The 18,355-nt window shown below is 70.7% G+C and carries 20 protein-coding genes and 1 pseudogene; 9 read left to right on the top strand and 12 right to left on the bottom strand.

Annotation, left to right across the window (positions count from 1 at the left end; translation table 11 throughout):
• The first annotated feature begins 63 nt into the window (after positions 1–63).
• Complete coding sequence (locus ND747_RS16740; protein ID WP_251734532.1) at positions 64–969, top strand: enoyl-CoA hydratase/isomerase family protein; 906 nt, start codon at positions 64–66, stop codon at positions 967–969.
• 54 nt (positions 970–1,023) lie between these two features.
• Here ND747_RS16740 and ND747_RS16735 read toward each other — a convergent pair whose 3' ends face one another.
• The 3 genes from ND747_RS16735 to ND747_RS16725 all read right to left on the bottom strand — a co-directional run bounded on the left by ND747_RS16735 (position 1,024) and on the right by ND747_RS16725 (position 2,809).
• A complete protein-coding gene (locus ND747_RS16735) occupies positions 1,024–1,470 on the bottom strand; it encodes a peroxiredoxin (protein WP_248814726.1) in 447 nt (148 codons plus the stop codon).
• Positions 1,471–1,626: 156 nt separating this feature from the next.
• The gene (locus ND747_RS16730; protein ID WP_251734531.1) at positions 1,627–2,055 is read right to left on the bottom strand and encodes an SRPBCC family protein; all 429 of its coding nucleotides are present in this window, start codon (positions 2,053–2,055) and stop codon (positions 1,627–1,629) included.
• A 289-nt stretch (positions 2,056–2,344) separates the two neighbouring features.
• Positions 2,345–2,809, bottom strand: a complete 465-nt coding sequence (locus ND747_RS16725) for a MerR family transcriptional regulator (RefSeq protein ID WP_251734530.1) — start codon at positions 2,807–2,809, stop codon at positions 2,345–2,347.
• Positions 2,810–2,975: 166 nt separating this feature from the next.
• Between ND747_RS16725 and ND747_RS30145 the strand changes: the two genes are divergently transcribed.
• The 4 genes from ND747_RS30145 to ND747_RS29825 all read left to right on the top strand — a co-directional run bounded on the left by ND747_RS30145 (position 2,976) and on the right by ND747_RS29825 (position 5,379).
• Positions 2,976–3,416: an MFS transporter gene (locus tag ND747_RS30145; RefSeq protein ID WP_374216252.1), complete on the top strand. Its 441-nt coding sequence runs from the start codon at positions 2,976–2,978 to the stop codon at positions 3,414–3,416.
• Between the two features lie 126 nt (positions 3,417–3,542).
• Positions 3,543–4,187, top strand: coding sequence for a TetR/AcrR family transcriptional regulator (locus tag ND747_RS16720; protein WP_251734529.1), 645 nt, complete (start codon positions 3,543–3,545; stop codon positions 4,185–4,187).
• Between the two features lie 17 nt (positions 4,188–4,204).
• The gene (locus ND747_RS16715) at positions 4,205–4,789 is read left to right on the top strand and encodes a hypothetical protein (protein WP_251734528.1); all 585 of its coding nucleotides are present in this window, start codon (positions 4,205–4,207) and stop codon (positions 4,787–4,789) included.
• A 68-nt stretch (positions 4,790–4,857) separates the two neighbouring features.
• Entirely contained in the window at positions 4,858–5,379 is a 522-nt protein-coding gene (locus ND747_RS29825; protein WP_251734527.1) for a LuxR C-terminal-related transcriptional regulator, read from the top strand.
• Between the two features lie 195 nt (positions 5,380–5,574).
• On the opposite strand, the gene ND747_RS16705 is transcribed toward ND747_RS29825, so the two are convergent.
• Positions 5,575–5,940 carry an aldo/keto reductase gene (locus tag ND747_RS16705; RefSeq protein WP_251734526.1) on the bottom strand — a complete coding sequence of 122 codons (366 nt, stop codon included), beginning with the start codon at positions 5,938–5,940 and terminating at the stop codon, positions 5,575–5,577.
• Here ND747_RS16705 and ND747_RS16700 point away from each other — a divergent pair.
• Positions 5,871–6,551, top strand: coding sequence for a TetR/AcrR family transcriptional regulator (locus tag ND747_RS16700; RefSeq protein ID WP_374216251.1), 681 nt, complete (start codon positions 5,871–5,873; stop codon positions 6,549–6,551). The genes ND747_RS16705 and ND747_RS16700 overlap by 70 nt on opposite strands.
• 51 nt (positions 6,552–6,602) lie before the next feature.
• Here ND747_RS16700 and ND747_RS16695 read toward each other — a convergent pair whose 3' ends face one another.
• Complete coding sequence (locus ND747_RS16695; RefSeq protein ID WP_251734524.1) at positions 6,603–7,271, bottom strand: NAD(P)-dependent oxidoreductase; 669 nt, start codon at positions 7,269–7,271, stop codon at positions 6,603–6,605.
• A 90-nt stretch (positions 7,272–7,361) separates the two neighbouring features.
• On the opposite strand from ND747_RS16695, the gene ND747_RS16690 reads away from it, so the two are divergent.
• Positions 7,362–8,246, top strand: coding sequence for a sigma-70 family RNA polymerase sigma factor (locus ND747_RS16690; RefSeq protein ID WP_251734523.1), 885 nt, complete (start codon positions 7,362–7,364; stop codon positions 8,244–8,246).
• A gap of 62 nt (positions 8,247–8,308) precedes the next feature.
• Here ND747_RS16690 and ND747_RS16685 read toward each other — a convergent pair whose 3' ends face one another.
• Both ND747_RS16685 and ND747_RS16680 read right to left on the bottom strand, forming a co-directional pair.
• Entirely contained in the window at positions 8,309–8,461 is a 153-nt protein-coding gene (locus ND747_RS16685) for a hypothetical protein (protein WP_251734522.1), read from the bottom strand.
• Between the two features lie 553 nt (positions 8,462–9,014).
• Entirely contained in the window at positions 9,015–9,269 is a 255-nt protein-coding gene (locus tag ND747_RS16680; RefSeq protein WP_251734521.1) for an NAD-dependent epimerase/dehydratase family protein, read from the bottom strand.
• Between the two features lie 134 nt (positions 9,270–9,403).
• On the opposite strand from ND747_RS16680, the gene ND747_RS16675 reads away from it, so the two are divergent.
• Positions 9,404–9,790 carry a winged helix-turn-helix transcriptional regulator gene (locus tag ND747_RS16675; protein WP_374216250.1) on the top strand — a complete coding sequence of 129 codons (387 nt, stop codon included), beginning with the start codon at positions 9,404–9,406 and terminating at the stop codon, positions 9,788–9,790.
• A gap of 61 nt (positions 9,791–9,851) precedes the next feature.
• Here the strand turns inward: ND747_RS16675 and ND747_RS16670 are convergent, their stop codons facing one another.
• The 4 genes and pseudogenes from ND747_RS16670 to ND747_RS16655 form a co-directional block, all read right to left on the bottom strand.
• The gene (locus tag ND747_RS16670; protein WP_251734519.1) at positions 9,852–10,139 is read right to left on the bottom strand and encodes a UBP-type zinc finger domain-containing protein; all 288 of its coding nucleotides are present in this window, start codon (positions 10,137–10,139) and stop codon (positions 9,852–9,854) included.
• Between the two features lie 163 nt (positions 10,140–10,302).
• Positions 10,303–10,923 (bottom strand): WS/DGAT domain-containing protein, encoded by a 621-nt coding sequence (locus tag ND747_RS16665; protein ID WP_251734518.1) that lies wholly within the window; start codon positions 10,921–10,923, stop codon positions 10,303–10,305.
• Positions 10,924–11,090: 167 nt separating this feature from the next.
• Positions 11,091–11,669: pseudogene (locus ND747_RS16660) on the bottom strand (wax ester/triacylglycerol synthase domain-containing protein); the annotation flags it as partial.
• Positions 11,642–11,791 carry a hypothetical protein gene (locus tag ND747_RS16655; RefSeq protein ID WP_251734517.1) on the bottom strand — a complete coding sequence of 50 codons (150 nt, stop codon included), beginning with the start codon at positions 11,789–11,791 and terminating at the stop codon, positions 11,642–11,644. The pseudogene ND747_RS16660 and the gene ND747_RS16655, both read right to left, overlap by 28 nt.
• A gap of 768 nt (positions 11,792–12,559) precedes the next feature.
• Between ND747_RS16655 and ND747_RS16650 the strand changes: the two genes are divergently transcribed.
• Positions 12,560–16,837: an AAA domain-containing protein gene (locus ND747_RS16650; protein ID WP_251734516.1), complete on the top strand. Its 4,278-nt coding sequence runs from the start codon at positions 12,560–12,562 to the stop codon at positions 16,835–16,837.
• 71 nt (positions 16,838–16,908) lie between these two features.
• On the opposite strand, the gene ND747_RS16645 is transcribed toward ND747_RS16650, so the two are convergent.
• The gene (locus tag ND747_RS16645; protein WP_251734585.1) at positions 16,909–18,270 is read right to left on the bottom strand and encodes a M20/M25/M40 family metallo-hydrolase; all 1,362 of its coding nucleotides are present in this window, start codon (positions 18,268–18,270) and stop codon (positions 16,909–16,911) included.
• Positions 18,271–18,355 lie beyond the last annotated feature (85 nt).

Genomic DNA, 18,355 nt, shown 5'->3' with positions numbered 1-18,355 from the left:
AAAGTCAGCTACGATACCGGCCAGGGATCCTGGATACGAAAATCGAAGTCAGGAGAGATGTGAATGGGGCGCGAGGAGTACGAGACGCTCACGGTCAGGGTGCAGGAGGGTGTCGCGTTCGTTGCGATCGACCATCCGCCGCTCAACCTGTTCGACGGGCCGCTGATCGCTGACCTCGACCGTTTCAACACCGCGGTGCGGGCCGATGACGCGGTGCGAGTCGTCGTCTTCGAAAGCGCCGACCCGGAGTTCTTCCTGGGGCACGGCGACATGCGGCTGGTCAGTGACCCGGCCGCGATGCGGGAGTTCATCGCCGGCCCGGGGCCGGCCCTGTTCCAGCGGTACCGGAGCCTGGCGCAGGTCACCATCGCCAAGGTGACCGGACGCGCCCGCGGCAGCGGCAACGAGTTCCTGCTGACTCTGGACATGCGGTTCGCCGCCAGCGGGCAGGCGTGGTTCGGGCAGCCCGAGGTGAGTCTCGGGATTCTTCCCGGTGGTGGCGGCACGCAGCACCTGCCGCGCCTGGTCGGCCGTTCCCGCGCCCTGGAGATCATCCTGGGTTCGGATCTCGTCGACGCCGAGACCGCCCAGCGGTATGGGCTGGTCAACCGGTCCATACCGGCGGACGAGCTCGACGGTTTCGTCGATCGGCTGGCGCTGCGGATCGCGTCGTACCCCTGGTCGGCCGTCGCCGCGGCCAAGAAGGCGGTGGAAGCCGCGGCCCTGCCTTTCGCGGACGGACTCACGGCCGAAGGCGAACTGCTCTGGCCGCTGTTCACCAGCCCGGTGGCGGTTGGACGGTTCACCGATGCTCTTGCCGCAGGCGCCCAGACCCATGACGGCGAGCTCGACCTTGAGGGGCTGATCGGCCGAGAGCTCCAGCCGGTTGCGTGCGATGCCACTCCCGCCACCGGTTCGCTCGGCGCGCGGTCACCGCGCAGGGACAACGACGCTGGGACGGAGCCGTAGGCAGCACGTCGTGCCCCGCGTGACACGTCGGCGCCCCTCGGCTCCTGGTTGGCCTCAGGCGAGGGCGGCCAGCGCCTTGTCGGCGTGCGTGTTCATGTTCAGTTCGCTGGCGATGGCCTCGATGATGACCTGGTCCGTACCGATCACGAAGGTGGCGCGCTTGACTCGCAGAAGATCGATCGGCCGCTTCACGCCGAACGCCCGCGACACGGTGCCGTCGGCGTCCGACAGCAGCGGGTAGTCGAAGGAGTGCTTGTCGGAGAACTCCTTCTGCTTGGCCACGGTGTCGGTGCTGATCCCGATCCGCTGCGCACCGACCTTGGCGAACTCGGCCGCGAGATCCCGGAAGTGACAGCTCTCCGCGGTGCAGCCCTTGGTCATCGCCGCCGGGTAGAAGAACAGAACGACCGGACCCGCCGCCAGGAGGGTGGAAAGTCGGCGAGGGGTGTTGGTCTCGTCCGGGAGTTCGAATTCCGGTGCGATGTCGCCAACACGTAGCATCTGTGCTCCTCACCTCGACTGGATTACCGGCACCGCCCTGGCCGCCAGGGCCGTCGACGCGACGGTGTGTATTCGACACTATCCCGGCCCGGTGGCGGTCTGCGCGAAATGAGCGGTCGACGGCGACGGCTGATCGGCGTGCGTCGGACGGGGCGATCAGCGGCCCAGGGCGGTGGCCGGTAGTTCGAGGACTTCTTTCATCTCCTTGACGCCGTGTGCGGTGCGGGCTTCGATCAGGCCTGCCAGGCTGGCCGGCAGGACATCGGTGATCCAGCGGAGTCGGCTGTGCCCGTCCTCGCCGGGCAGGGCCTGGAAGGACGCCTGGTGGTGGCGCAGGGGCGGTCGGGCTCCCTCGATGGCCGCGTAGACGAGCCGGCGTTCCTCGTCGTCGACGGTGACGATGAGTTCTCGCACCAGGTGTCCGTCCGGCATGGTCAGTGTTCTGACGTCACCGTCGAGGCTGACGTCGAGCACTCGTCCCGGTAGCAGTCGCCGGTGCACCGCTCCCACGTCGTGCAGGGCGTCCCACACCTGCTCCGGTGGCAGAACGACAACGACTTCGTGTCGAATGGAAGCGATGGTCACCTCCTGGTCGTGAACGGTGTCATACAGGGGAGATCCCCAGAACCGTATCGGCCGTCCGGACGCGCCGAAAGAATGCCGCTGCGATGCGCTGGTCGGGCGGTCGAACGGACCATCGGCGATAACTTCTGCGATCGCATTGTGGTAGATCAGGTTGGGGATATCCGTGGTTGGGGTGGTCCGTCGGATCGGGCCGATTCCGGTGGTGTGGAAGAGGTTTTCGGGGAACAGGCCGAACCCGACCTTGGCGCCAGCGGGGTATCGACTCAGGAGGTGCTTTGCCGAGGGTGGGTTACCGGTCTGTGGAACCGCTCCGTGTAGGACGCAGCGGTTCGCCGGGTAGGTATTTCTCTGCTGTGGTCAGAGGCATGTGAAGGATGCGGGATTCATGGTGATGGCAGCCGTCGGCTGGGGAGTCGTGGTGGTGGGAGAGCATGTGCTCGAGATAATCGACGGCGGCGCTCATGCGTTCAGCCTGGAGGCGTAGGGTATCGATGTGTTCCTGGACTGTATGAGTCCAGTCTCGGGTGGCGGCGGGGCCGGCGAGAATGTCACCGATCTCTTCGAGGCTCATCAGCCCGGTGCGCTGCCAGTACTGGATGATGGCCAGCCGGCGGATCTCGGCCGGCCCATACCAGCATCGCCCGGACCGCCGGGAGACGGGCTGCACCAGGCATCGCTCCTCGCAGTAGCGGATTGCCGAGGCGTCAAGTCTTGCATCCGAACCACTTGTCTTCAAGCTGGCTTGAACATGCACGATCGCACCATGGTCAGCGTCCAGTCGACAGTCCGAAAGCCGTGCCCGATCCGTGTGCCGGCACTGCTCCGGTGGCAGCCGCTGGCAGCGTCGAGGAAGCGGAGGACACCGTTGGTCCCGCGTGGCGTCATCCCGGTCGGCTACAGGTAGCGGGCCGGTGTCCGTCATGATTCGGCGCCGCTCCCCGAGCCGGCTGAGCGGACTGTGTCGGGGCCTGTTGATCGACGTCGGACCGCTACGCCGATGCAGGGGTCTTCGGGTGCTGGTCGCCGGCCAGGCGGTCTCGGCGCTCGGTACCCAGATGGCCACGGTGGCTGTCTCGTACCAGGTCTACACGCTGACCGGATCGTCGCCCGAAGTCGGCCTAGTCTCGCTGGCCGGCCTCGGACCACTTCTCGCCGGGGCGCTCATCGGCGGGACGATCGTGGACTCCGTCGATCGGCGTCGTCTCCTCGTCGCCGTCGCGGTCGCAGCGCTGGCGGTCAGTCCCCAGCCCCCGACCGGTGGCGGTCAACGACTTCCGCCGTCAACACCGCGAACTCCCACTCGTCGGCCCGGCCCAGGTCGAGATCAGGAAGCGGGTCACTTCCACGGCCGGCTTCTCTGAGGCCTGACCAGGGATGTTCCCTTGTCGCCGTTCCAGGCCAGTCGGTGGTGGACAACGGTCTGCCCGGCCCGGCCCGCACCTTGTTGTTTACGGAAACATCAGTTCCGTATATAAGGAGGCATGGCGATGCCACGGGGTCGACCGCGGGAGGCCGTGGTCGATGTGCGGCTGCTCGAGGCGGTGCGCACGCTGCTGGCTGACACCGACTACGCCGACGTCTCGATCGCGCGGATCAGTGGCCTGGCGGGTGCCGGCCGCGCTGCGATCTACCGGCGCTGGTCCTCCAGGCCAGAGCTGGTGTTCGCCGCCGTCGTGCATGGGACGGAGCTGGACGCCCGGCGTTTTGACCAGGGTGGCCTCGCCGCCGATCTGCACGCCCTCGTCGAGCACGTCGTGGCCCTGCTGAACACGCCGGTCGCGCGTAACGCCCTGCCCGGTCTCGTCGCGGACCTGCGGACCACCCCGGAGGTCCGCCGCCGGTTCCAGGCCCGGTTCATCAGAGCCGAGCGCGACCTGATCGCCAGCATTCTCTCCCGGGCCCGGTCTCGCGGCGAGCTCCAGACCGGTCAGCCGATCGGGGCGTCTGAGGTCCACGCGCACCTGCTTGGAATGGTCTGGGCCGAGCTGTTCCTCGTCACCGACAGCCCGGTGGCAGGCGATGTCGTTGACCGGGTCTTCCGGTCGGTCCTTTCCACGCTGAGCCTTCCCGACCACCGCGGGCCTGCGCCGCAGGGCCCACAACCAGGCCAGCGAACAGAGGATTCCTACTGATGGTCACGGAGCCGCGAGTGCCCACGCTTCTTGAGACGACGATGCCGGTGTACCACTTCCGCGAACGGCATTCGCGGGTACTTCCCGCCGATCCTCGCCATGTCTGGGACGCCCTCACCGGGCTGACGCTGGATCAGCTTGCGGTCGCAAGGCCCCTGGTCATCCTGCGGCACCTCGGCTCACGAGAGATGCCCACAGCCCGGCCCCTGCTGACGGAGGGGCCTCTCACCATGGTCGCCGTCCAGGCGCCGCACTACGCTCTCGGTGCGTCCATCGCACGTCCGTGGCAGCGTACTTCGAGCCGCGTCGAGGTCTCCTCGATCGAGGACTTCACCGCCTTCGACGATGCTGGCTGGGTCAAGTACCTCACCGACTTCCACGTTCACTCCGGCCCGGCGGGCACCATCCTGAGCACGGAGACCCGGGGATATTCGACGGACCGGGCCACCCGTATCAGGTTCGCCTTCTACTGGGCGGCCATCCGCGCGGGCAGTGGCCTGGTCCGCCGAGACATCCTGGCGACTGTCGACCGCCTCAGCAGGACCGCTGCCACCAGCAGGACCGCGGCCATGGTGACCAGACCGGACTCGCCGGCCACGTAGCTCAGCGCCACGGGTGACGTCGTCACCGTGGTCGTGGTGGCCGCGTCGATGACCGTGTTGAGGGCGTTGTGCGCGATCGCGACCGGCCAGATGCTCGCGCTGCGCTCCCGCAGCCAGGCGACCGCATACGGGGCCGCGATGATCAGTGCCGGGAGGAGGATCGCTACCGGCCACCAGCGCAGTCCCGCCCGTCGCAGGCCGACGCCGGCCCAGCTCGCCCGCCGCCGGCCGAGGCCTGCAGTTTCCGCATCGTCCAGGAGGCGCTGACCAACGTGCTCAAGCATGCTCCGGACGCCACCGCCGACATCGTCATCGTCTACCGACCCGACGCCGTCGAGTTGACGGTGACCGACGACGGGCACCGGTACCGGGAACCGGTCGCCCGCCTCACCGCCCGGGAGCGCGAACTGCTGGTCGCGGTCGAGCAGGGCCGCTCGAACGCGGAGATCGCCCAGAACCTGCACATCAGCCTGGCCACCACCAGGACCCACGTCAGCCATCTGCTGACGAAACTCGACGTCCGCGACCGCGTGCAGCTGACGATTGTGGCCTACGAATCGGGCTTGGTGCAGCCGGGCAACGCGAACTGAGCGTGGGGCCCGGCTGGCCATTCCCGGATGCAGGCACTGACCGAGGCGGTCTGCATCATGTCCGCTGCCCCTCGACTCGGAGCCGGCCCGAGAACCGGGCCGGCCTGTGTTCAGCAGAAATGTCCATTCGTAGAACGCGGCATGGCGCAATCGCTACCGGTCGTTCGGCCACGTCGATTCGACGAATGCGGATTTCTATCGCTGGCCGGAGGCGCTCGGTTCCACGAGGGCGGCGCCGAAGACCCAGGGGGAGGTCTGGTCGATGAACTCGGTCGGGAAACCGGGTGAGAAGCCCGTGGCATCGTCGAGCCGAGAGACGAGCTCGGGCGGCAGCGTGACGTCGAGCGCGCCGAGGTTGTCCCGGAGCTGATCGACCCGGCGGACGCCCAGAATGGGTCGGATCGTCGCCGAGCGGTGCGTCGTCCAGGCGATCGCGACCTGCGACGAGGTGACGCCGAGTTCGCCCGCAACCTCGTGCACCGCCTTGGCGACTGCGCGGTCCTTCTCGCTCAGCGACTCGGCGCTCAACCTGGTCGGGGCAGCGTCGTTCGCCTGGTCCACGCCGTTCCCGGTCGGCGGAGCTGAGGTCCCGGCTGCTCGCCGCGCTGGAGGGGCTGCTCGCGCACCGCAGGTTCGACGGGGTGAGCGTCGTCGACATCGCCCGCGCCGCAGGCGTGTCGAAGGCCAGCTTCTACTTCTATTTCACCGGTAAGCAGGCCGTGCTCGCCGAACTCGTCCGCCAGGCGGTGCGGCAGGGGCACGAGGCCGCCCAGCCATGGGTGGACCCCGCGGCCGGATCGCCGCACCCGGTGGAGGGGCTGCGCCGGGGCGTCACCGACGGTGCGCGGCTGTGGCGGGAGAACGCCGGTGTGCTCCGGGCCATCGTCGAGAGCTGGGGCTCCGACCAGGAGTTGCGCGCCCTGTGGCTGGACCAGATGAACACCTTCACCGAGGCCGCCGTCACCCGGATCGAGGCCGACCCCGCAGCGCTGCGGCACCTCGACGGCGCGGACCTGCGCGCCACCGCCGCGGGCCTCACCTGGCTCGGCGAACGGCTGTACTACCTCGCCGCCGCCGACATCCCCCCGTTCGACGATCCGGACGTCCTGATCGACACGTTGCTCAACGCCTGGACCACCACGCTGTACGGAAGAAGCGCCACCGGCGGGTAGCGGGCGGACTCGACCGATGTCCCGATGCCTCCGCGTTACCGTACCTTCGCGTTACCGTGCGATCCCGACGATCTGCCGCACGTCCGCGTGGTCGCCGGCGGCGCGCAGCATGTAGTCGGCGACGTCCGCGCGGGAGACCGAGGTACCGCCGCGCAGGTTCTGGCCGTGGGCGGTCCGGTAGCTCGTGGTCCGCGGGCCGTTGGTGAGCCGGGGTGGGCGCACGATCGTCCAGTCGAGGGTGCTCGCGCGCAGCGCGTCCTCCATCCGGGCCAGGTCCGCGTAGTGGCCCCGGAGCACCCTGGTGATCGCCGGGCCCAGGACGTGACGCACGAGGAGGTTGTCGCCGGGGTCGTGTCGCGGCGGGTGCGGTCGCGCGGGTGAGGAGACCGTGCCGATCGGTGCCGCGCTGACGATGATGATCCGGGTTGTGCCGGTCGCGCGCATCGCGGCGATCATCGCCTCGGTGCCGTGGGTGGCTACTCCGGTGTCCTTCCGGCTGTGTCCACCGAGGGCGGACAGGACGGCGTCCGCGCCGGCCACCGCCGGCACGAGGTCCTGCGCGTCGGCGGTCGCGAGATCGGCTGCCAGGATGCGTCCGGGGGACGGCGACACGGCCTGCGGCCGGCGGGCCACGGCGGTCACCTCGTGCCCCTCGGCCAGGGCCTGCGCGAGCAGGAGACGGCCGATGCCGCCGGTTGCCGCGAAGATCGTGAGTTTCATGGGGATGCTCCCTTCGCCAGATCGGCCGGACCGTGTCAGGTCGGCCGCTCGCCGTTCGTCACTCGGTATGACGGACCTGGGAGGACGAACATGACCGATGCGCTGACCGAGATGTTCGAAGCGGAGCGACCGCGGCTGCGGGCGATCGCCTATCGCATGCTCGGCTCGTTCAGCGAGGCCGAGGACGTCGTCCAGGACACCTGGCTGCGCCTGACCCGAACCGACCGCGGCGATGTCGTCAACCTGCCCGGATGGCTGACGACAGTCACCGCCCGCCTCTGCCTCGACCAGCTGCGTGCGCGCCGCTCCCGGCCGGAGGAACCGGCCGGCATGCACCTGCCTGAGCCGCTGGTCACGCCGGCCGACAGCGGCGATCCGGAGCAGGAGGCCCTGCTGGCCGACGCGATCGGCCTGGCGATGCTGGTCGTCCTCGACACCCTGCGCCCGGCCGAGCGGCTCGCCTTCGTCCTGCACGACCTGTTCGGCGTGCCGTTCGACGAGATCGCCCCGATCGTCGGGCGTTCGGCCGCCACCGCGACCCAGCTCGCCAGCCGGGCCCGCCGCCGGCTGCGCGACACCGAGGTCGACCTGGCGCCGGGTGGGGAGGCCGACCCGGCCCGGCAGCGGCGCCTCGTCGAGGCGTTCCAGGCCGCTGCCCGCGACGGCGACCTGCCTCGGCTGCTCGAGGTGCTCGATCCTGACGTCGTACTGCGGGCCGACGCCGAGGGCGCGGCGCCCCGCGAGATCCGCGGAGCCCGGGCGGTGGTCAACCAGGTGTCGGCCTTCGCGCCGATGGCCCCCTATGGGCGCGCGGCGCTGGTCAACGGCCGGCCCGGCATCGTCGTCGTCTCGCCCGACCGCACGGTCTTCGCGGTCCTGGGGTTCACGGTCCACGCCGGACGGATCGCGAGAATCGACGTCTTCGCCCGTCCGGACCGGCTACGCCACGTCGATCCGCGGGCGTTCACCGCATAGCCGCGTGCGCGGCGCGGGTGTCCCGGTCGGCGCGGGGCATCGGCGCACTGATGGCAGCGGGATCAGCGGAAGGTGTCGAGGTTGTCCTTCGCCCAAGCCGCGAACGTGCGGCCGGGGCAGCCGAGCACGGTGGTGAGGTCGGGGCCGACGGTGGTCTGCTCGGCCGTCGGACTTCCGCGGACGGTCAGGGTGTCGTCGGCGATGGCGGCCGGCATCCATCCGACCATCTGCTCGCGGGCCTGGGCGCGGGAGATCTCGGCGAAGGTGATCGGCTAGCCCACCGCCGCGGCGAGGGCTGCGGACGAGCAGGAACAGCGCATCGGCTCCTGCGAACGCGGGGGCCAGGCTGTCGGGGTCGGCAAGATCGGCGCGGACGGCGGTGAGCCCGGCCCCCGTGGCTAGTGCGCTGTCCGCGAATGTTCACGGGCAGCGCGCTGGTAGCTGTCTGCGCTGGGGCTGGGGCTGGGGCTGGGCTGTGGCTGGCTGGCTGGCCGGGCCGTCGCTGGCTGGCGTCCGCTGCCGTCCGTCGGCACTCTCCGGTGTTGTCTGGGCACCATCCGAGGTCGCGCGGCTCCGCGGGGTTGGTTTCGACGGCCGATCTCGCCGCCGTCACGGGCTGTTGACGGCGTCGGCGGGCCTGGCGGGGCGGATGGGTCCTTCTGTAGGGATGAAACGGACAAAATTTCGGGTTGACCCCTATAGAAGGACCTCGTTGATCGACACGCCCGGGATTGTCTCGACCTGCCGAGCCAACCTGGTCACGGTGCGTCACACCGGTCGCCAGGTGCGGGTCGCCGGTGCCGGGTGGCTGCCTCCGGCCCCGGAGGACGCGCCCGCAGTCACCCCGGTCGTCCCGGCACCCCGGTCGTCCCGGCACCCCGGCCACAACCGGAAACGTTCATGGACGGCGCCCTGGCGGCGCCGAAGCGCCTCGGAGACAGCGGTCACCGGCTGGCCGGCGGCAGTCAGGACCTTTACGAGGGAGCGGCCGATGGTGCCGGTCGCGCCGGTCACGACGATCACGGGGGGTTACCTTCGGGTCTGGGCTTCGAGCTGAACCGGGACACGCTACGGTCCTGCAGATAGTAGGTTTCCCATGGAAAGTGACTAGCATCGGAGTCCGGATGACAGCCACCACCGAGAGGACAGCCGCCGGGATGGCTTCTGCTGGGAGAACGCCTGCCGGGACGGCGATCGACGTGCGCCCCTGTCCGATCGGGCCGGTCGTCGATCTGGTGTTCAGCCGCTGGACCACCCCGATTCTCTGGATGCTGCACGAACGCGGCACCCAGCGTTTCGTCGAACTCGAGCGCGCGCTGGGCATCACGCCCAAGGTGCTGACCCAGCGGCTACGTCAGCTGGAACGTGACGGTCTCGTGGCCCGCACCTACCACCCGGAAATCCCGCCCCGGGTGGAGTACGAGATCAGCGCACTCGGCGAGAGCCTCGCCCCGGTTTTCGCGGCCCTCACCCAGTGGTCCGAGCAGCATCTTTGCGCCGTGCACGAGGCACGTGCGGCCTACACCGGGCCGCTGCCACGCTGAGCTCGGCCACCTGCCGGTCACCACGGCGGACCCTGTTGTGTGGCCGCGCGCTGTGCCCGGCTTACGTCCTGGGTCTCGGGTCGGGGGTGACAGCGGTGTTGTCCACGTAGCACCAGCTCCAGCTCTCGCCGGGCTCGGCGGAGCGGGCGATCGGATGGCGCGCGCTCGCGGCGTGCCGGGAGGCGTGCCGGTTGGGCGAGCTGTCGCAGCAGCCGATCCGCCCGCAGCTTTCGCACATGCGCAGGTGGACCCAGACGCCGCCGGTGGCCAGGCACTCCTCGCAGCCGCGGATGGCGGGGGGCAGCTCGGTCACCGTGACAGTGTCCAGGTGGGTGCAGGTCGCGCTCATCTGCTCAACACCTCCGTGGGGATGGCGAATCCGCTGGCCGGCCATGCCACAGCGTTGCCGCCAGCCTACGGCCGTCCGCCAGCGCCTGGCATCCGCCTGGCCTGGCCAGGGCACAAGGGCGAGGGGACCATGGGCCGTCTGGTGGATCAGGGGGGATCCTCGGCTACTCACCGACGTGGACTGCGGCGCCCGCCGCCGCAGTCCACGTCGAAGTCGGGGCGCGGGGAACGGGCAGCACCGGGGTGGTCGCGGCGGTCGCGGGAGAGGTCATGGGACGGTGGGGGGTGCGGCCGTCGACGGCGTCGAGTTCGTCGAGGGCGGTGAGCCAGTGGCCGGCCAGCTCGGTGTGGCCGGGGACGCTCGCGCTGGCCGTGAACGCCGCGCAGACCTGCTCGTCCAGGCCGAACAGGGTGATCGCCAGGTGCTGGCGACCCACCAGCAGCGGTGACATGCCGATCAGGCTCGTGACCTGACGGCCGGCCACCGTGTACGGGCCCACAACCGTCCCCATGTTGCTCGTGACCAGGGCGTTGTCCGCCGGGCGGGCGCCGGCGGCGACGAGCTGGGCGAACACGCGGGGTGAGGTGTTGCGCGGCACACGGTCCAGCAGTCTTCGTTCGACCACGCCGAACCGGCCGTCCGCCTTGATCCGTCGGGTCTGCTGGGCGATCTGGGCGAGCCGGCGCCGCGGATCGGCCTCCGTGCAGGGCAGCGGGACTCGCATGGCCAGGGTGAAGTGGGAAAGAACCTCCTGCTCGTCCGGGGTGCGCACGTTGACCGCCATGGCCGTGTGGATGGCCCGTTGGCGGGGGATACGGGCAAGGCAGTGGCGCCCGTGGCCGGACCCGTCGGCCGCGGTGCGCGTCCATTCCGGTAGGGACCAGGCGCGCAGGGCGCCGGCGACCGCCGCGAGAAAGACATCGTGACCGTGACGCGTTCGCGTCGGGCGATCCGACGCAGCCGCTCCAGTTCGGTCACTGCCCAGGTGTGCCGTGCGGCGCCCTGCGGTGGCCCACCCCAGGACGCGAGCTGCCGGGTCCGGGGGATACCACGGAGCATTCCGGCGGCCGTCCTGGTGTAGTCGCGGGCGTGCGGCGTTCCGAACGTTCGCAGGGCGCGCGGCGATGGTGCACGACCGGCTCCGAACAGCAGGTGCAGTGCCCGGTGCACGGCGCTGCCGTCCTGATGGATGTGACTGAACCGGTAGACGATCGCGACCTTGGTGGGGCTGTGGCCGCGCAGCAGCCAGAGCCGCCACAGCGGTCGTTCCAGGTCGAGCGACCGGGTGGCGATCCGGTCCATCGCGGCCCGCAGGCCGCTTTCCCCGCTGCCGGCGTGCAGGTTCTCGACATTCACGTGATAACAGAGGTCGGGGGAGTCGTCGTGCTGCCAGACGACGGTGGTGGGGGAGCCGGCGACCGTGTCTGGCCAGAAAAGATGCTCGGTGAGCGCCGGCGCTTCGGGGAGCCGTGCCGCGACGTGTGCGCGTAGCTCGGTGAGGGTCAGTGCCGGGTCCCCGACGCAGAGCACCGCACCCCGTCCAGGAACTCCCCTGGATTCTGCCGAGTGAAATGCAGGAACGCGTGGTCGCCGGTGGTCAGCGGCCTGGTCCGCGGTCCGCGTGCGGCGATGTTGGTGGACGCATGGGTCACGTCGTTTCCTCTCGACGACATTCACACCAGGACGGACCGGAATGGCTGGTTTGATCGAGAAGTCAATTCTTCGCCGAAAAATATCTCGTCGCCTGGGTAAAAATCGTCCGTGTCCGGTCCGCTGGGCAGTGTAGTCGCCGGGCCGGGCTGTTCCCCTATCGGTCCGGCCGGCCGCGCGATCACTGTCCGCCGGGCGTGGAGGCCCGTCGCGCCGCCAACCCGAGGTCGCGGATCATGGCGGGGGCACGGTTCTCCGGGGTGTGCTGATCGGCTCCTCGTCGAGGTGGTACGAAGGCGCGCCGGGCTGCCGCCGTACCGCGAGCTGCGCGAGGGTGCCCTGGCCGACCTGTCGGGCGCTGTTGGGTACGACGCCCCGGGTGTCCGCCAGCCCCGGTGGACCTCTCTGATCGTATGGCGGATCCGCCGTCAGGATCGTGGAGGATTCGTCGGACGCGCCCCGCTGGCCTATCGCCGGGTGGGCCGCTGCGGGCGGGCCAACGGACCGCGGGGGTCGCCCGGCCGCCGTTTGCGGGATGACGAACGACCGCGGAACGGGCTTCGGTAGGATCGGGGTGGTATTCATGGTGGGCTGGGTCGGTGGATACCGGGTGAGTGAATATCGGGTGGGCGAATATCGGGGGGCTTGCTGTGCCGGGCGATGGCGTTTCGGCCAAGGAGCGTTCGCTTCTTCTCCTTGACTATCTGGCTGCGCTGGCGCGCCATATCTCCGCGAAACCGCGTCGGCGTTTGTCGGACTACGAGCCGCCGTTGATCCTCCCGGCCGACGTGCCGGTGAGTCCGGCGGTGGCCCTGGGCCTCACCACGGCGCGGTTGTCCTGGCTGCGGGTACGCAAGGTCGCCGATCCGGCGCCGCTGGTGCCACCCGCGGCCCTTGCGGGCTGGCTGTCCGGGGTGGCGATCGGCACCACGCTGCCGCCGCCGCTGCCGGTGGACCTCGACGAGCGGTGCGAGCGCACCGGCGACGACCCGGCCACCGTGCGCGCGGCCCACGCCGAATGGGCGGCGCGCGGTTGGCGACCGTGGGCCGAGTCCGCTCGGGTCATCATGGCCGCGCGGGCCCTTTACCAGCAGCTTTATGACCTGCGCCTGCGTCTGGCCCGGGACGGCGCGACTCATGAGCTGGTCTGGGGACACGGAGTTCTGTCCTGGCGGGTCGGCGGCCAGCTGGTGGAACATCCCCTGCTCATGACTCGGATGACAATCGAGATGGATTCCGACGATGGTGAGCTGACCGTCGTCGCGGATGGTTTTCCGGCGCTGGAGACCGAACCGCTCGATGCTCTCGGGGCGGCTGCCCGTGCGGAACTCACCCGGCTGCGCAACGAGCTGCGCGCCGACCCCCCGGACCCATGGGCCGATGGCAGCCTGGCGCAGGTGTATGCCCAGCTTGTGGCACCGTTCGGGCTCGACGCCACGGTGCTGCCGGGCGATGAGGTGCCCGCCCCGACAGCCCGGCCGGTGCTCGTCGACACCTGGGTGCTGTTCGTACGCCCGCGGCCCACCCTGTACCCGCGGTTCTACGCGGAGCTACGGGACGTACTGGCTGAACGCGGCATCATGCCCGACGCGTTCGCGACGCTCGTCGACGAGGACGGCTCCCGCGCGTATGCCGCTGCCAGTGGCGGCGCCGGCAGCGCGTCACCTCTCGGTGGTCGCGTGGGACTGGGCGGCCGGGTGGTGGGGGAGCTGCTCGGGGAGCGCCTCCTGTTCCCGCTCGCCAGTAACGACGAGCAGGAACGCATCGCGGTCCAGCTGAACCAGGCCAGCGGCGTCACCGTCCAGGGCCCGCCGGGCACCGGCAAGAGCCACACCATCGCGAACCTGGTCAGCCACCTCGTCGCGCACGGCCAGCGGGTGCTGGTCACCGCCCACAACGAGCAGGCCCTGGCGGTGCTGCGGGAGAAGGTGCCCGCCGAGCTGCGGGATCTGTCGATCGCCGTCCTCGGAGCCAGCTCCACCGCGTTGACCCAGCTGCACGCCTCCATTCAAATGATCTTGGAGTCGGTGGCCGGTATCGATGTGACCGCGGAACGGGCCGCGCTGGTGGGGCTGGTACGTCAGCTCGACGACGCCCGCCTGCGCCAGCGGCGGCTGGAACTGGCGCTGCGGCAGCTGCTCGCGGACGAGGCCGCCGAGTTCACCCTCCCGGACGGACCGGCGAAGGCCGCGCAGGTCGCCGAATGGCTGGCCCATCACGAGCCGCGATGGGCCCGGATCCCGGACCAGCTCGCGGCCCAGCAGACGCCACCGTTGTCCGTCGCCGACCTGGACGAGCTGATGCGCCTCGCCGCGGATCTGGCCGTCGACGCCGCGGCACTGCGGCACACCCTGCCAGCACCCGCGAGTCTGCCCACCACGGCCGAGCTCGGCGCCCAGCTACGCCAGCTCGACGAGCTGCGCGACGACCTGGCCGATCTGGGCACTCGTGGCCTTGATCTCGCTGGTGTGGACGAGGCGGGCCCGGCCGCGCTGGTCGCGCTGGGCGCCGACGTGCGGGCCGCGGCGCAGCGCGTCGGCGCCCTGGAAGAGCCCTGGCTCGGCCGGATACGGGACCAGGTGGCGCAGTCGCAGGCCTTCGCCACCTGGTGGGACGAGCTGGTCCGGACGCTCGCCGGTACCCAGGCCGAGATCCTCGACCTGCGCCGGGTGACCCTCGGTCGCGACGTGATCGTTCCTGACGGGGACCACCGGATACAGAACGAGCTGCTCACTGAGCTTGCCACCCGCTTCGCCGCCGGCCGGGGGCTGCCCCGCCTCGGGGCCCGTGACCTGCGCGCCTTCCACGGGGCCGTCCGGGTGGACGGACTTGAGCTGCGCTGTGTCGACGACGTCGAGGTGGTGCGGGCGAAACTGGCGGAACGGGTCCGGACCGCCGCCGCCAGCCGGCAGTACCAGACCCTCGTCGACCAGGTGGGCGCACCGGCGCTACCGGGTGAGGCGTCGGTGTTCGTCCCGCTGCTGGCGGAACGGCTCTCCCAGTTGCACGACGCACTGCGCTGGGAACTGGTGGACGGCCCGGCGCTGCTCGCTCGGCTGCACCGGCTGGTCGCGCGGTTCCCCTCGCGGCCGAGCGGCGCGCAGCTGACCGAGGTCGCGGGCGTCGTGTCCGCCGCTGCCCGCCGCGAGAGCGAACGTCAGCTCACCGCGTGGCTCGCGCAGCTAGACGCCCACCTGCGGGCCGGGCGGCACCAGACGGCGGCCAGCCCGCTGTGGGAGACCCTTGCCGAGGCGTGCGAACGTCGCGATCTCGCGGCCTGGGCGGCTGCCCGCGACGAGGTCGTTCGCCTCACGGCGTTGCGCCCTGGGTTGGACCGTCGCGACGCCCTGGCCGGCCGGCTCGCCACCCAGGCACCGCTGTGGGCGGCCCGGATCATCGCCTCCGAGGCGGACCCGGCGGTGTGTGGCGAGGCCGTCGACCTGGCCTGGCTGTGGTCGTGGGCGCAGGCCCAGACCTGGCTGTCCGCGCTGCACGCCCGCGGCGACGTGGCGCCTCTGCAGAGCCGCCTCGGCGAGACCGGCGAGCAGGTGCACGCCCTGGTGCTCGAGATCGCCGCCCGCTCGGCCCGGCTCGGGATGAAGCTCAACCTGGCCGAGGAGCAGCGCCGGGCGCTGATGGGCTGGCTGCAGTCCCTGCAGCGGATCGGCAAGGGCACCGGTAAGTACGCCGCCCGGTGGGAGGCCGAGGCCCGTCGCGACATGCCCACGGCTATGGGTGCCGTGCCGGTCTGGATCATGCCGATCCACCGGGTGCTGCAGAGCTTCGACCCGCGCCGCACGGACCTGTTCGATGTCGTCATCGTCGACGAGTCCAGCCAGTGCGACGTGCTGTCGCTAGGGGTGCTGGCGCTTGGCCGCAAGATCGTGGTCGTCGGCGACGACCGCCAGATCAGCCCGGCCGCCGTCGGCGCGAACCGGGAACAGATCTTCCGGCTGATCGACGCCTACCTGCCGGGCTTCGGGCAACGGTCGCTACTCGACCTGGAAGCGAGCCTCTACGACACCGCGACCCGGGTGTTCCCCGACGTTGTCCTGCTACGCGAGCACTTTCGCTGTGTGCCGGACATCATCGAGTTCTCGAACCGGTTCTACGACGGCCGGATCCTGCCGCTGCGCGAGCAGCGCGACCTTGGTATCGGTGCGCCCGTGCGGCCGGTGCGGGTGCCCGGCGGCGCACGCGCGGACGGGCAGTACGGCAACGTCAACGAACCCGAGGCGGTGGCGCTCGTCGACCAGCTCGTCGCCTGCTGCCAGGACCCCGCCTACGACGAGCTGACCTTCGGGGTGGTGACCCTGCTCGGCGGCGGCCAGGGCCGGCTGATCGAACAGAAGCTGCTCGAGAAGCTGGGCAGCGAGGAGTTCGAACGCCGCCGGCTTCGGGTCGGCGATGCCTACAACTTCCAGGGTGACGAGCGGGACGTCATCTTCCTGTCGGTCGTCGCCGACAGCGCGACGTACGCGGCCACCCGCAAGCCTGACCAGCAGCGAGTCAACGTCGCCGCCAGCCGGGCCCGCGACCAGCTGTGGATCTATCACACGGTGGACCCCGGCACACTGCATCCCGACGACGTCCGTGGGCAGCTGCTGTCCTATGCCTACGGTGTCAACAGTCCGCAGGTCCGCGCCGGATCGCTGGCGGCGCAGTGCGACAGCGACTTCGAACGACGGGTTCTGCGGGAGCTGCTGATCCGGGGCTACCGGGTGCGGCCGCAGCACCAGGTCGGCCATTTCCGCATCGACCTCGTCGTCGAGGGCGCGGCGGACCGGCTTGCCGTCGAATGTGACGGAGACCGGTTCCACGGCCCCGACCAGTGGGACGCCGACCTGCGCCGCCAGCGGGTCCTGGAACGTCAGGGCTGGCGGTTCTGGCGGGTCCGCGGCTCCGCCTTCTACCGACAGCCGCAGGCCGCGCTCGCCTCGTTGTGGGAAACCCTTGACGAGCTCGGCATCCGACCCACCGAGCCGGTCCCCGCGCAGGTCCGGGCCGGCGAGCAGGACGTCCACCGCACCCGTTCCGCGCCGGGGTAACGCGGTCACGGGCTGCCGCGACGGGAAGCGGTCACGGGGCGGTGCCCGGGAGACACGGTGCGTGTGGGTGGTCAGCAGTCGCGTAGCAGGCGGTCGAGAACGCGGGTGCCGAACTCGAGGGCGTCGACGGGAACCCGCTCGTCGACGCCGTGGAACAGCGTGGTGAAGTCGAGCTCCGGGGGCAGGCGCAGCGGGGCGAAACCGACATGGCGGATGCCGAGGCGGGCGAACGACTTCGCGTCGGTGCCGGCCGGCAGCAGATACGGCAACAGCCGGGCACCCGGGTCCTCGGCGTCGACCGCCCGGGCGATCGCGTCGATCAGAGCACCGTCGAAGCCGGTCGACACGGCGGGCAGCGAACGCACCACCGTCTCGACCCGGGGACCGAGCACCTCGACCAGCTCGCGGACGAACGCCTGCTCACGGCCAGGCAGGAACCGGCCGTCGACGGTCGCCCGCGCCACCGACGGCACCACGTTCGACCGGTAGCCGGCATCGAACAGGGTCACGTTGGCGGTGTCCCGCAGCGATGCTCCGATCAACCGGGACAGGTTCCCCAACCGGTCGACGGCGGCCTGCGGATCGTCCGGGTCGAACGGCACCCCGGTCAGCTCGGCCACACCCTCGAGGAACCCGCGGACGGGATCGGTGAGAACCAGGGGGAAGCGGTGCTCGGCCAGTCGGGCCAGGGCCGCCGCGAGAGTGACGATCGGGTTGTCGTCGTGCACCATCGCGCCGTGCCCGGCGGTGCCACGGGCGGTCAGCCGCAGCCACATCGAACCCTTCTCCGCGACCTCCACCAGGTAGGCACGGACCGGACCGCTGTCGCCCCGACCCGCAAGGGTGACGGAGAAGCCGCCGACCTCGCCGATCGCCTCGGTCACCCCCTCGAACAGCTCCGGGCGATGCTCCACCAGCCACCGCGCCCCGAGCAGACCGCCGGCCTCCTCGTCGGCGAGAAACGCGAAGACCAGGTCCCGTGGCGGGACGACGCCCTCGCGACGCAGCCCGCGGGCGACCGCCAGCGTCATCGCGACCATGCCCTTCATATCGACGGCACCGCGCCCCCACAGGTAGCCGCCGGAGACCTCCCCGGAGAAGGGATGGACCGTCCACTCACTCGCATCCGCCGGGACGACGTCCAGATGGCCGTGCACGAGCAGCGCACCACGGGTCGGGTCGGCGCCGGGCAGCCGGACGACGACGTTGCCCCGGCCGCGGGCACCGGACTCCACGTAGGTCGGTTCGTAACCGACGTCGGTCAGCTTCGCGGCGACGTACTCCGCCGCGGCCTGTTCGGTCCCCGGGGTGTCGGGATCGCCGAGGTTGGTGGTGTCGATGGCGATCAGTTCGCTGGCCAGCGTCACCACCTCGGCGGCTGGCCCGGGTACGGGCCCGAACCCGGCTGCGAGGTCGGGTCGGCTGGCGGTCAACCGACCGGGTCCCGCTCGCCGGGCCGGACGGTCGCCGGTCCGGCCTCCGCGCCCGCGCCCGGGTCGGCCGCGGTGCGCGGCGGGG

Source organism: Frankia sp. R82 (assembly GCF_023716925.1).
Taxonomy (GTDB): Bacteria; Actinomycetota; Actinomycetes; order Frankiales; family Frankiaceae; genus Frankia.
The sequence above is the reverse complement of the archived record's forward strand: the minus strand, read 5'-3'. Positions and strand labels throughout refer to the sequence as shown.